General features: G+C 33.5%; 15 protein-coding genes, 1 tRNA gene and 1 riboswitch. All 16 genes read right to left on the bottom strand.

Going from position 1 to position 11950, the window contains the following annotated elements:
• Window positions 1-355: 355 nt before the first annotated feature.
• Window positions 356-441 (bottom strand) — tRNA-Ser (locus ACY2U7_RS03470).
• A 97-nt stretch (window positions 442-538) separates the two neighbouring features.
• Window positions 539-1021 (bottom strand): DNA-deoxyinosine glycosylase, encoded by a 483-nt coding sequence (locus ACY2U7_RS03465; protein WP_461812722.1) that lies wholly within the window; start codon window positions 1019-1021, stop codon window positions 539-541.
• Window positions 1014-1721: a 2-C-methyl-D-erythritol 4-phosphate cytidylyltransferase gene (ispD, locus tag ACY2U7_RS03460; protein ID WP_461815862.1), complete on the bottom strand. Its 708-nt coding sequence runs from the start codon at window positions 1719-1721 to the stop codon at window positions 1014-1016. The genes ACY2U7_RS03465 and ispD overlap by 8 nt, the downstream gene beginning before the upstream one ends.
• Before the next feature lies 1 nt (window position 1722).
• Window positions 1723-2751, bottom strand: coding sequence for a tRNA (adenosine(37)-N6)-threonylcarbamoyltransferase complex transferase subunit TsaD (gene tsaD, locus ACY2U7_RS03455; protein ID WP_461812720.1), 1029 nt, complete (start codon window positions 2749-2751; stop codon window positions 1723-1725).
• A 10-nt stretch (window positions 2752-2761) separates the two neighbouring features.
• Window positions 2762-3673 (bottom strand): ribonuclease Z, encoded by a 912-nt coding sequence (locus ACY2U7_RS03450; RefSeq protein ID WP_461812719.1) that lies wholly within the window; start codon window positions 3671-3673, stop codon window positions 2762-2764.
• A 13-nt stretch (window positions 3674-3686) separates the two neighbouring features.
• Window positions 3687-3914 carry a hypothetical protein gene (locus tag ACY2U7_RS03445; RefSeq protein ID WP_461810555.1) on the bottom strand — a complete coding sequence of 76 codons (228 nt, stop codon included), beginning with the start codon at window positions 3912-3914 and terminating at the stop codon, window positions 3687-3689.
• Window positions 3915-4028: 114 nt separating this feature from the next.
• Complete coding sequence (gene rimI / locus ACY2U7_RS03440) at window positions 4029-4472, bottom strand: ribosomal protein S18-alanine N-acetyltransferase (protein WP_461812718.1); 444 nt, start codon at window positions 4470-4472, stop codon at window positions 4029-4031.
• Window positions 4469-5191 carry a tRNA (adenosine(37)-N6)-threonylcarbamoyltransferase complex dimerization subunit type 1 TsaB gene (tsaB, locus tag ACY2U7_RS03435; RefSeq protein ID WP_461812717.1) on the bottom strand — a complete coding sequence of 241 codons (723 nt, stop codon included), beginning with the start codon at window positions 5189-5191 and terminating at the stop codon, window positions 4469-4471. The genes rimI and tsaB overlap by 4 nt, the downstream gene beginning before the upstream one ends.
• Window positions 5192-5195: 4 nt before the next feature.
• The gene (tsaE, locus tag ACY2U7_RS03430; protein WP_461812716.1) at window positions 5196-5624 is read right to left on the bottom strand and encodes a tRNA (adenosine(37)-N6)-threonylcarbamoyltransferase complex ATPase subunit type 1 TsaE; all 429 of its coding nucleotides are present in this window, start codon (window positions 5622-5624) and stop codon (window positions 5196-5198) included.
• A gap of 13 nt (window positions 5625-5637) precedes the next feature.
• Entirely contained in the window at window positions 5638-6144 is a 507-nt protein-coding gene (locus ACY2U7_RS03425; RefSeq protein WP_461812715.1) for a YcxB family protein, read from the bottom strand.
• 86 nt (window positions 6145-6230) lie between these two features.
• Entirely contained in the window at window positions 6231-6566 is a 336-nt protein-coding gene (locus ACY2U7_RS03420) for a cyclic-di-AMP receptor (RefSeq protein ID WP_461810550.1), read from the bottom strand.
• 62 nt (window positions 6567-6628) lie between these two features.
• Window positions 6629-7231: an ECF transporter S component gene (locus ACY2U7_RS03415; protein ID WP_461812714.1), complete on the bottom strand. Its 603-nt coding sequence runs from the start codon at window positions 7229-7231 to the stop codon at window positions 6629-6631.
• A 104-nt stretch (window positions 7232-7335) separates the two neighbouring features.
• Window positions 7336-7454: riboswitch (FMN riboswitch) on the bottom strand.
• 47 nt (window positions 7455-7501) lie between these two features.
• Window positions 7502-9514 carry a hypothetical protein gene (locus ACY2U7_RS03410; RefSeq protein WP_461815861.1) on the bottom strand — a complete coding sequence of 671 codons (2013 nt, stop codon included), beginning with the start codon at window positions 9512-9514 and terminating at the stop codon, window positions 7502-7504.
• Between the two features lie 11 nt (window positions 9515-9525).
• A complete protein-coding gene (locus ACY2U7_RS03405; RefSeq protein ID WP_461815860.1) occupies window positions 9526-10395 on the bottom strand; it encodes an ATP-binding cassette domain-containing protein in 870 nt (289 codons plus the stop codon).
• Window positions 10396-10409: 14 nt separating this feature from the next.
• Window positions 10410-11534, bottom strand: a complete 1125-nt coding sequence (locus ACY2U7_RS03400; protein ID WP_461815859.1) for a hypothetical protein — start codon at window positions 11532-11534, stop codon at window positions 10410-10412.
• A 4-nt stretch (window positions 11535-11538) separates the two neighbouring features.
• On the bottom strand, window positions 11539-11950 hold a 412-nt coding region (locus tag ACY2U7_RS03395), incomplete at its 5' end, for a DUF3502 domain-containing protein (protein ID WP_461815858.1).

The raw sequence follows: 11950 nt of genomic DNA, 5'->3' as shown, positions 1-11950 counted from the left end.
TTGTCTATTGTTTAATTATCAATGTTCTGTTTCTTGTTCGCTCTCTTGCGACAGCCATATTAGAATATCATATCTTTTTCTCTTTGTCAACAACTTTTTTCATTTTTTTGAAATTTGTTTTTGACTTATTGGCTCGTCTCTCGAGTGCTTTGTTATATTATCATATCTCGTTCGCATCTGTCAATACTTTTTTGAAATTTATTTTTAATTCTCAAATTCAAAAGAAGCAGATTCCGGATTTCCTTTCTCCATAAATGGTTCAGTCTTTTCCTCGCAAACTTTCTTCGGTTAATCCGGTTCTTTTCCGAATCATCCTTTTCAGCAAAAAAACTATCAATCTTTTGATAGTTTTTAACGCAGAGGGTGGGATTCGAACCCACGCGCCCTCTCGGACAAACGGTTTTCAAGACCGCCTCGTTATGACCACTTCGATACCTCTGCATAACTTATTTATTTGTGTTTCGCTTGTTTACCTCAGCGACAAGATGTATTCTAGCACATAGTATATTTAATTGTCAACACCTTTTTTGAATTTTTTTTATTTTTTTATTATATTCCATTTTTCAACCAAACGTTCTAGGGAATACGCCGCATTTGCCGGACTTGTAGATGGTAATTTTATATCTTCTAAGCCGGTTTGATTTTGACAATATTTTCGATACATCCGACTTGCTGTACCCCCATTAGTATAAATCTGTTTTATTTGACATTGCCTTAAAATCATATTCAAATCATTGGGAATAACATTTTTTATACTACTATCACTGGATCCTTCTATGTCACAACTTGCAATCACATCCCATATGGCAATATGATTTTCTAAAAGCATCCTTTTCTTTTCTTCTATTGTACACGGAAGTTCACATCCATTCACAGTAGAAATCACTTTCCAAAACCGATTTTGTGGATGATGATAGAAGAAGTTCCCTTCTCTTGATTTTACAGAAGGGAAACTCCCTAGTATTAATATTTCCGATTCTTTATTAAATATAGGTGCTATCTTATGCTCTTCTCTATCCATCATGTTTCCTCTTTAAAAATACTTTTGCTATATCCAAATCTTCCGGTGTAGTTATTTTGATATTTTCATAACTTCCTTCTACCAATTTTATTTTTTTATGTAGCATTGTTTCTACAACCATTGCATCATCTGTCACCTGTGCATCATTAGATTGTATCATTTTTTCATACGCTTCCTTTACTATATCTGTTTGAAATACTTGCGGAGTTTGTACTTGCCAAACCAAACTACGATTAGGTGTTTCCTCAATAAACTTTTCTTGATCGGCAATTTTTACTGTATCTTTCACAGGCATACCAATTGCACATGCTCCATACTTACATACAGCCACATATGCCCTCTCGATTATTTCCTCTGTGATAAAAGGTCTTGCTCCATCATGAATGAACACATATCCTTGATGAGTAACTTCTTTCAATCCATTATAAACAGACTGGTATCTTTCTGCTCCACCTTCTATGATTTTTGTTACTTTTGTAAATTGATGCTTTTCTACAATTTCTTTGCAGCAATATTCTTCCTGCCCTATACCAACAACAAGTATAATTTCATCGATAATCTCTGACTTTTGAAATGTTTCTAATGTATGACAAATAATTTCTTTTCCATCAAGTTGTATATATTGCTTTTGTATGTTCATTCCCATACGTGTCCCTTGACCTGCCGACAAAACAATTGCCGTACAACGTTTTTGATCCATTTTATCTTTCTCCCAATTTTAAATTTGGCACAGCATTTAAATCCCATCCGTGACGTGTTCCTTTTTGATATTCATAGTATGCCGCCACACCTATCATAGCTGCATTATCTGTACAAAAAATAGGTGATGGATAATAAAAATCGACTTTATTTTGAGTACATGCCTCTTTCATTGCACAGCGAAGTGAACTATTTGATGCCACTCCACCAGCTATAGCCAACTTTTTCATACCATATTCTTCAACTGCTCTCATTGCATTTTCCACAAGCACATCTGTTACCGCTTTTTGGAAGGACGCAGCAATGTCCGCTTGACAGAATGTCTCTCCTTTCATCTGACAGCCGTTAATATAATTTAACACTGAAGATTTTACTCCACTGAAACTAAAATCATATGGTGCATCTGTAATATGCGCCTTTGGAAAGACGATTGCATTTGGATTTCCCTCTTTTGATAATTTATCAATTTTAGGTCCACCTGGATATCCCAAACCAATCGCACGAGCAACTTTATCAAACGCTTCTCCTGCTGCATCATCTCTTGTTCGTCCAATAATTTCATATTCACCGTAATCTTTTACGCACACCAAATGTGTGTGTCCACCTGAAACTACAAGACAAATAAACGGTGGTTCCAACTCCTTATTTTCAATGAAGTTTGCTGAAATATGCCCCTCTATATGATGTACACCAATTAAAGGCTTACCAGTTGCATATGCAATTGCTTTTGCTTCAGCAACTCCAACCAAAAGCGCACCAACAAGTCCTGGTCCATATGTAACACCTATTGCGTCTATATCCTCTAAAGTAACATTAGCTTCCTCTAACGCTTCCTCAATAACCTGGTTAATTTTCTCAATATGTTTTCTTGATGCAATCTCAGGAACAACTCCTCCATATAATTTATGAAGTTCTATTTGAGATGAAATCACATTTGACAACACTTCTCTCCCATTTTTTACAACTGCTGCCGCTGTTTCATCACACGAACTTTCTATAGCCAGTATTAAAATATCTTTTTCTTCACTCATAATTTCTCCTCTATTCTTCTGCAAATTCTAGTGTGACAGACATGCAATCTTTTCCCGCTTTAGCATTTGGAAAAATATTTCTCACATCTTCCATAAATTCTTCGGGTTTCGTCAAAGATGGGCTGTAGTGCGTAAGCCACATTTCTTTTACATCCGCTTCTTTTGCAAGTTTTCCTGCTTCTGTAAAAGTCATATGCTTATATTCTACTGCCTTTTCTGCTTTTTCCTTCTCTCCATACATTCCCTCGCAAATAAATAAATCCGATTTTGCTGCATGTAGTTTAATCGATTCTGTTGGTCTTGTATCTGTTGTATATGTTAATTTAATTCCTTTTCTCTGCTCTCCTAATACCATATCAGGCGTATATATTTTTTCCCCTTCTTGAATCGTTTCTCCACGTTGTAAAAATCTCCAATGTTGTTTCGGTATTTTCTGTTCTATAGCACGTTCTACATCAAATTTTCCAGCACGATCTATTTCTAGCGTATATCCATAGCAAAGCACATTATGGTTTACACGAAATGCAGTCAAACGATATCCATTCAATTCAAAAGTTTGTTCTGCTCCTTCAATTTCTACATAACGAATCGGGAAAGGCAACTCAGGTGCAATTACTCGAAGCGCAGTTACAACTCTTTCTAAGCCTTTTGGCCCAATTAATGTAAGCGGTTCTTTCCTATCTGCATTTCCCATTGTTAACAAAAGCCCTGGCAATCCACTTATATGATCACCGTGATAATGGGTAAAACAAATAACATCAATAGGTTTAAAACTCCATCCTTTTTCTTTAATTGCTATTTGTGTACCTTCACCGCAATCTATTAACAAGCTACTTCCGTTAAATCTTGTCATAAGTGAAGTCAGCCAACGATAAGGAAGTGGCATCATTCCCCCACTTCCTAACAAACATACATCTAACATTCTCTTCTCCTCATTATTTTTCTATCGGAATAAGAAAAGTTGCAATCCATTCATCATAACATTGTTCACACAAATCAAACGAATGAACTTCATTATCTTTTTCTGAAGGATATCCCCATCTCTTTTCAATCTGAAGCATATCTTCTAAAAGCCTTCCATTTTCTACAACAATTTCTTTTCCACATTTATTACAAACTACTTTTTTTACTTTTAAAATTTCTTTTGTTTCATATTGTTTCATACAATTCCTCCTATGAATACCCGTTCTGTAATGTTCATCTACGCATTCATTATAGCTCATTGTATGTCCCAATCCCAGTGGGAAGTGTTCCCATATCTGCAAGTTTTTCTCTCCTTACAGACCAATTATTTTACTCATTAAAACTGCATTTTCCATTGGATTTTCATAAAAATTTTTTCGGATTCCGTCCTCCACAAACTTCTCTTTCGTATAAAATTTTCTTGCTAACACATTACTTTCACGTACTTCGAGTAATATTCTTGTTATATGTTTTTGAATACATTTAGCCTCTATTTCTCTAATCAATCTACTACCTACGCCGTTATGTCTTTTTGTTTCTTTTACCGCAATTTTCGCAATTTCTGCTTCATCAAGTACACAATATACAATACTATACCCAATTACTTCTTCTGCTTCTTTTGCCACAACAATAAAAGAATGAGGCTCTCTCCATGTTTCTTCAATCCCTATTTGTGTCCATGCATCTTTAAATATTTCTTTTTCCAATTGTGCTATTTGTTCACTGTCTTGCTCTTCCATATTTTGCAAAATCATCATATTCCTTTAGATTCCTTTGCTTGTTCTCTTTCATTGCGTTCTCTTTCAGCTTGGGAAACACGTAAATAATTCGGTTCATGTTCCCTTGCGGTTTCCGTTTTACCTTGTTTTAAATATTCTATTCCTAAAAGTCCCACAGACGAAGCTCTTTGTCTATTCATATTCGCTGGTGCAAATGCAAATGATATGGTCAATCCTTCTTTTAATTGTTTCGCATACACTGGTACTCCATCACCTAAAAAAACAACCTTCTCATCCATCGCATTTAATTTCTGTATCAATTCTTCCACAGAAATTGCCATTTGATCTTCTAAAATTTTAAATTTCCCATCTACAAAACGATATATTCCTGTATATACTTGGTTTCTTCTAGCATCCATTATAGGACATATAATCGATGCACTTCCTACTAAATTGTAAGCCATTCCTTCTAATGTTGGAATGTGAATAAGCGGTTTATTCAATGCTAATCCAAGTCCTTTTGCGGTTGCAGAACCAATTCGAAGTCCTGTAAAAGAACCTGGTCCTCCTGCAACAGCTATCGCATCTACTGTTTGTAAATCCATATCTGTCATTTTTACAATCTCATCTAACATAGGAAGCAATGTTTGTGAGTGTGTTTTCTTATAATTAACAGTATATTCTGCAACTGTTTGCTCCTCCTCTACAATGGCAACCGATGCCACAAGTCCTGAACTATCCAACGCCAATATACGCATATTATTACTCCCTTTCCATAATTGTTATTTTTCGATAATCAAATCCTTTTTCTAAATCTTTTTCAATACGAATTTCTTGTCTTTTTTTCGGAAGAATTTCTTCAATTAAATTGGACCATTCAATCAAACTCACACCTTGTCCATAAACATAATCTTCATATCCTATCTCTTCCATTTCTTCGACGTCTCCTATTCGATATACATCAAAATGATAAAATGGTAATCGCCCTTCATCATAAACCTGTACAATTGTAAATGTTGGGCTACTGATTGGTTCATCAATCCCCAAACCTATTGCCATTCCTTGTGTAAATACAGTTTTTCCTACTCCTAAATCTCCAATAAGAGTATAGACGTCTCCAGCTTTTGCCTTTTTTCCAATTTGTACACCTAATTCAAATGTTTCTTTTGCATTATTTGTTTCTATTATCATTGTTCTTCCTTTTCTATTTTGTATGTCTTATTTTCACTCTTTTTGCAGGTACGTTTTGAGAAATCATTTCAACCACTTTCATATAATCGTCTCCCATAGATTCTCTTGGCAAAATAATTGCCCGTACACGAGTAATGTATAAAATAAGTGATTTACTTGTAGAAATAACTTTCTGAAATTCTTTCCATTCATTTAATGCACTTTCTTCATTCTGTGAAACCATAATTCCTTCATCAGAAATTTCATATTCTAATGGTTCTTGAAACATTGGCGTATTTTTCACTTGGTTTTTTGCTGTTGCTTTTAATGTCATCGGTGTTGACATCAATACAAATATGGAAATAGCAAAAAACAAAATTGCCGCCTGTATGTCTCCTGCCGTCCCTTTCATTACGGCAACACCTAATAAAAGAACACCTAAAATCGTTCCCACAAGCCCTGTCATACTTGTATAGTTATGATACAATAAAAAATCATACATTATTTTGTCTGTCATCTTTACATTAAATTTTACTGTCATTTTTCTTCCCTTCCATTTCTTTTTAACTAAAATAGATGTGCCATAAAATTATAGCACACCTATAGAACCGTTACAACTTTGCCCTTTTAAATTTTCCAAAACTCTGCCACATTAACAACAAAGACAATAGCGCCTCCTGCTTCAACTTTAATCGGAGTATATGCATAATTCGGTATTTGCATACCTTCACTCAAATAAGGGGTTACAATTTCAATTTCCTCCCTTTTCGCACAAGTTTCTTTTAAAACTTCCATTACATCCTGTACTTTCTCATCTTCCGTTCCAATCATCAATGTGCAATTATCCTTTCGTAAGAAACCACCGGAACTTGACAATTTTGTCACTCCAAATTTTTTCTTATTCAACTCTTTTGCTGCACCTTTGGCATCTTCAGCGTGTACAACTGCAAAGATCAATTTCATTTTCATCACTCCTCATGTTTTCTGGATTTTATTGTCTTTTATTATAACATATTTCATTCCAATTATCTCTTGTTTTTAAAGATTGGACTAATCTTTTTATAAATCAACAAAACAATCACAGATACTAATATACCTTTTAACAAATTAAATGGTGCAACAGCCAAAATAATAAAACTTGTTAATCCTGTTATGGACGAATTAACTTCAGTTCCCATTTGAATTAAATTGTTTATCGGAAGTTCAAACGCCTTTGCATAAACTGGTAAAAGCACATATGCATTTAACAAACATCCTAGTATAGTCATGCAGCCTGTTCCTATGAACATTCCTAAAAAAGCACCTTTCTTTGTCCTGATTCTTTGATAAATAATTCCTGCTGGAACGCTAAAACTACAACCAATCAAAAAGTTTGCCACATCTCCAACTCCTGCTGTCGTCGTCCCACTAATTAACATATTGAGTAGCACCTTAATAAATTCTATAGCTACGCTGGCTAACGGACCTAGAGCAAAACTTCCTACCAATACTGGTATTTCACTAAAATCAATCTGATAAAATGCTGGGGCAAATGGAAGTGGTATCTCAAACTGCATTAAAATAATTGCCACCGCCGACAGCATTCCTACACTTACTAATGTTCTTGCATTTACTTTTTTTCTACTCATTTTTTCTTTCCTTTCTTCTAAAAGGAATTCTTCTTTGGTCTTGTATAACAAGAAAAACTCCCAAAGTTTACATACTCAGGGAGTTTTCTGCTTACACGCAAAACGATTTTCTTCTCTCTTCCAGACTTTACTGTCGGTTTTGGAGTTACACCAAATCAACCATTTATATGGCTCGCGGACTTTTACCGCCGGTAATGAATTTCACATATCCCTGAAGAATCCTTTATTTTTTTCTTATTATATCTCTTTTCTCGACTTATTTGCAAGTATTTATATAAAAACAAATCGCATTCCCAAATACAAAAGTGCAACTATACCTCCAGAAATCAAAATCACTGTTGCCGTATTTTTTACTTTTCGTGAAACAATGGCAAGTATAATAAGACTTCCAACTCCTGCAAAGATTTCAAAAATCCAACGCAAAAACAAATAAAATAGTATTGACATTGTACCAAATTTTTCAAATTCAAAAAGATACTTTATTTGTTCCGCAAGTCCTGTCAACTGCTGCTCTTTTATTCCATGTATAATAAATATGCCTTCCACAAAAATAGTTACTACTAGCACACTCACTATTAAAATAATCCATTTTTGATATTTAATTTTCTTTTGTCCATCAGGTATCGTATTCCATATTGTATCCATTCCTGCAATCTGTTCCATAACAAAAGTTTGAAAAAATGCTAGAATAATAATTAGCAACAACATTCCTACCCTTTTCATAAAGGTAACTTGATCAAGTAAATACGAAAAACCGACTTCATTTAGAAAAACACCTTTTTCACCAATCCGTTCTGCTTGTAGTTTTACTTGCTCAAATGCAGGTTTACATTGTAATTTTCTTTCTTTTTCAAATGATTCCTCGCTTTCTTCCAATTTTTTAATTCTTTTATCTTCCTCTTGAATAAATTTTATTTTTTCTGAAGTCATCGGACCTTCCAGTTCTTTTAAATAATACTTATAATATAATTCATCTGAAGAAAAATAAATTTTTTCACTGGATACATTTATAAAATATCCAAAAAAGAAAAGAAATAGCACTATACAAGCACCATTTATCCACATCACTTTCCGTAATTCATAAAAAAAGATTCCATGCCCTTTTGTTTTTCTTTTTTCTCTTTTTCTTTTTTCCCTTTTCTGTGCATACTCTTCCCGACTCACTTTTTCATAACACATTATACTTTGTGTGAAAAAAGCAATACATAAAACGCCACCTACAACAGAGCAAATAAACACAGATGACACTGGATACCCAAACAGATTTACCGTTTCATACGTTTGGAAAAAATTTTCAATTCTAATAAAGGAAAATAAATTACACCATTTCAAAATACCGAGCCATGAATTAGATGGAATCTTAGTATAAAATCCCCATTCTATACCTGTCAGTAAAACTAAAACAGCGCTTGTCCTAAGAATATTTTTTCCTTTCAAACAAATCCAAATAATTACCCCCACAAAAACACAAGTAACAAAAAGTTTTCCACATAAAAATAGAAAAATATATTGACCTACACTTATTTTCCACACGCTTCCAATAAAACCATCTATCGATTGAATAGGTCTTCCTAAATTCCCATATCCATATAAACTTCCAACAACAACAAAATTCTGTGCATAAAGTAGTAGCATCCCCAATAAACTACCACTTAAAATCACTCCTATCTTCTGTAGACCAAGTTTTCGTCCACCGTTTTTTGTACTTCTAACAAAAGCAAGTGTACCTTCTTCTCTTTCCATACTGATAAAGAAATATGAAAGCAAAACAATCAGAATTACAATTAATACATCTGTCGTTTTCGATTGTGTTGCCAATAAAATTCCCTGTGAATCTGCTATTTCTAATGACATTCCTTCAAATTTTTCATACTTTTTCGGAATTTGTTCTGCATTTCGTTTCGAAAAAGCATCTGTATTTGAAAATAACGCTGATTGGCTTATTCTTCTTGCCTGTGATTTAATTCCCTCTAAATAAGCATCATAATTCTCCCTCTCATTTACGGATTCCAAAACATATATCAAAGTACTTCTTCTAGAATGGTCATCTATATCTACCGTATTCTCTTCTTTTTCTATTTCTTTTTGCAACCATTCTAACTTATTTTCTACAGAGTCTATTTCTTTATAAATTCGATGAATTTGCTGTGGTGAACACCTTTTTTCTTCATCATAGTGTTCTCCTTGTCGGAATATGAAAAAACCATTGAGCAAAAAACAGGCTATTATCATACATAAAATCGCTTTATTTCCTAACAATTTTTTCCATTCATATTTCCACATATGTTCACCCCCTATTCACGAAAATAATAAAGATAAACATCTTCAAGTGAGGGACGTACAATTGTCACATTTTCTTCTTTTGGAAACACATCTGAAACAATTCTTACATATATCCATTCTCTTTCCTTTATGATATTCCCTACTAAATAAGATTGTTGTACTCTCTTCAACTGTGAAACAGGAACTTTTATCTCATATACTTTCCCTTCTAAATCTGCTGTCAACGTTTCTCTCTCTGCCTTTTTTATCACTTCTCCTTCTTTTAACAAGACAATTTCTTTTGAAATAAACTCCACATCCGTCACTACATGAGTTGCAATTAATACAATTTTTTGAAATGCAATTTCTGAAATCAAATTTCGCACAGCAATTCTCTGTTTCGGATCAAGCCCTGCAGTAGGCTCATCTAAAATCAAAACTTTAGGATTGCCAATAACAGCTTGTGCCAACATCAATCTTTGTTTCATTCCTCCTGATAAAGCAGTCATTTTTTTATTTCGAGCCTCAATTAAATTAAGCATCTCTAAAAGTTCTTCTATTCTTTCTTGCGCTTGGTTTTTAGAAATACCTCGCAATGCTGCCATATAAAAAAGAAAATCTGACACAGTAAACCCACGATATTGTATTGGAAACTGTGGCATATATCCTAAATATTCACGAAATTCTCGTTGATTTTCCGGTTTTAAAATGTTTTTACCATCTAAAAACACTTCTCCTTCATCTGCCTCTATATTTCCCGTAATAATATTCATCAATGTGCTTTTTCCAGCACCATTCGCTCCTAAAAGTCCGTACACTCCATCACTCAATTTGCAGGATACTTGACAAAGCGCTTGCTTTTTCCCGTATCGCTTAGAAAGATTTTTAATTTCTAACTCCATACTCATCCCTCTCTTTAAAACCTTCCCATAACCTGTCTTTTATCCCAGTTTTTCTTCTCATAGTCCTTCTTCCTTATGCAAACAATCCCTTCTTCCGTCATAGAAATATACCAATCTCCTCCTACATATTGTGGCCTATACATATATTCTTCTTTTGAAATTTTTCTTTCTTCTTTCCGTTCAGAATCATATATTCCTAGTTCCCCATCTACAGATGAACCATCTTTGTCATATAAAGTATAATAGAACTTTTCAGCACTATAATCCCATACAAGTTCTTTTCCATTTTTTTCTTTTTTAACAATACTTGTTTTTTCTTTCGTCTGTAAATCTAACTTATATACTTCTGAATATTTTTCGTTTTCTTCCGAATAATACATATTTTTCTGTTGTTTATCCAAGCCTAAAAACCATCTTGATTTTGTCACATCTGTAAGAATTGTTGCTGTTTGGTTTGTGTTCATATCATACAAACATATTTCTTCTCCTTTATAATAAATTAATTGTTTATCTTGATAAGATAAAATATCTATATAAGTTTCTTTCCCTTCTATTTCTTCTGGTCCTTTCAACACTTCTATTTCTCCATCTTTTATTGAAATAGAAATAAACTCCCATATAGATTTCTCTGGTTTTTCCGGAATATTTGTTAACTCTGAATATTCTACCCCTAAATATATTTTATCCTCTATAAACCACATAGGTGGTTTAATCATATACCCCATATGTTTTCCACCCTTATTTAATTTGGCGAGTTCTTTACGATTACTTCCATTCGTATCACTTACATATAAAGAAAATTCTTCACTTGTTGGTTTAAAGAAATAAAGTTTCCCTCTATAATTTCCAAGAGTAGAGTGAAATCCATTTTCTATATAAGCATTACATCTCAATGAATTGTGCTTACAATTCGGTTTATCACAGACAGGTATGCTTTCCTTTAGTCCATAATCATAAAATTCCATCAACTGTTTATACCCATCCAAATAAAAAATTCCTGTTTCTTTTACTTGCATTCTTATATTTGTTACAACTGAATAATTTTCTGGTTTTTCTTTTATTTTTTCTTCCTGTTTACACGCTGCACTCATCGTAATAAACAATGCTGCACTTATAATAAGACCTAGTTTCTTTTTCATACACTCACCTTCTCTCTTTCTCCCATTCCTCAAACTGTCTGTTCCATTCTGCAATAACTTTATCTATACCTGACTGTTTGTATTTGTCTATGATTTGTTCCATATTTTTTATAACATTTTCAACACCACCAAAATTTATTTCTTCACCTACTCCAGCAACTTTCTTTAATTCTTTTTCTACTCCTCTTCCAGAAAAACGAAATCCTAATGCTTTTGAACTCTTTGTTTCTTCAAACTCTTTAGGATATATTTCTTTTAAATTATTATCCTGATTCACTTCTACATAACCTAATAATTGATTACCTGCTGGTAAACGTGGAATATATTCCCCTTTGCTCATCGGTTTGACTACTTTTCCATCTACCACATCATAATTTTCTTCGTTTCCCCACATAATTGCATTGACTAAATCTTTG

Source organism: Faecalimonas sp. (genome assembly GCA_029264305.1).
In the GTDB taxonomy this organism is placed as follows: domain Bacteria; phylum Bacillota; class Clostridia; order Lachnospirales; family Lachnospiraceae; genus Faecalimonas.
The sequence above is the reverse complement of the archived record's forward strand: the minus strand, read 5'-3'. Positions and strand labels throughout refer to the sequence as shown.

Bases quoted from the DNA above. Each gene is read 5' to 3' on its own strand.
- ACY2U7_RS03445 (WP_461810555.1), bottom strand. From the start codon at position 3,914: ATGAAACAATATGAAACAAAAGAAATTTTAAAAGTAAAAAAAGTAGTT.
- ACY2U7_RS03420 (WP_461810550.1), bottom strand. From the start codon at position 6,566: ATGAAATTGATCTTTGCAGTTGTACACGCTGAAGATGCCAAAGGTGCA.
- tsaE (WP_461812716.1), bottom strand. From the start codon at position 5,624: ATGATAATAGAAACAAATAATGCAAAAGAAACATTTGAATTAGGTGTA.
- ispD (WP_461815862.1), bottom strand. From the start codon at position 1,721: ATGGATCAAAAACGTTGTACGGCAATTGTTTTGTCGGCAGGTCAAGGG.
- ACY2U7_RS03405 (WP_461815860.1), bottom strand. From the start codon at position 10,395: ATGGAGTTAGAAATTAAAAATCTTTCTAAGCGATACGGGAAAAAGCAA.
- tsaB (WP_461812717.1), bottom strand. From the start codon at position 5,191: ATGCGTATATTGGCGTTGGATAGTTCAGGACTTGTGGCATCGGTTGCC.
- rimI (WP_461812718.1), bottom strand. From the start codon at position 4,472: ATGATGATTTTGCAAAATATGGAAGAGCAAGACAGTGAACAAATAGCA.
- ACY2U7_RS03450 (WP_461812719.1), bottom strand. From the start codon at position 3,673: ATGTTAGATGTATGTTTGTTAGGAAGTGGGGGAATGATGCCACTTCCT.
- ACY2U7_RS03400 (WP_461815859.1), bottom strand. From the start codon at position 11,534: ATGAAAAAGAAACTAGGTCTTATTATAAGTGCAGCATTGTTTATTACG.
- ACY2U7_RS03465 (WP_461812722.1), bottom strand. From the start codon at position 1,021: ATGGATAGAGAAGAGCATAAGATAGCACCTATATTTAATAAAGAATCG.
- ACY2U7_RS03415 (WP_461812714.1), bottom strand. From the start codon at position 7,231: ATGAGTAGAAAAAAAGTAAATGCAAGAACATTAGTAAGTGTAGGAATG.
- tsaD (WP_461812720.1), bottom strand. From the start codon at position 2,751: ATGAGTGAAGAAAAAGATATTTTAATACTGGCTATAGAAAGTTCGTGT.
- ACY2U7_RS03425 (WP_461812715.1), bottom strand. From the start codon at position 6,144: ATGACAGTAAAATTTAATGTAAAGATGACAGACAAAATAATGTATGAT.
- ACY2U7_RS03410 (WP_461815861.1), bottom strand. From the start codon at position 9,514: ATGTGGAAATATGAATGGAAAAAATTGTTAGGAAATAAAGCGATTTTA.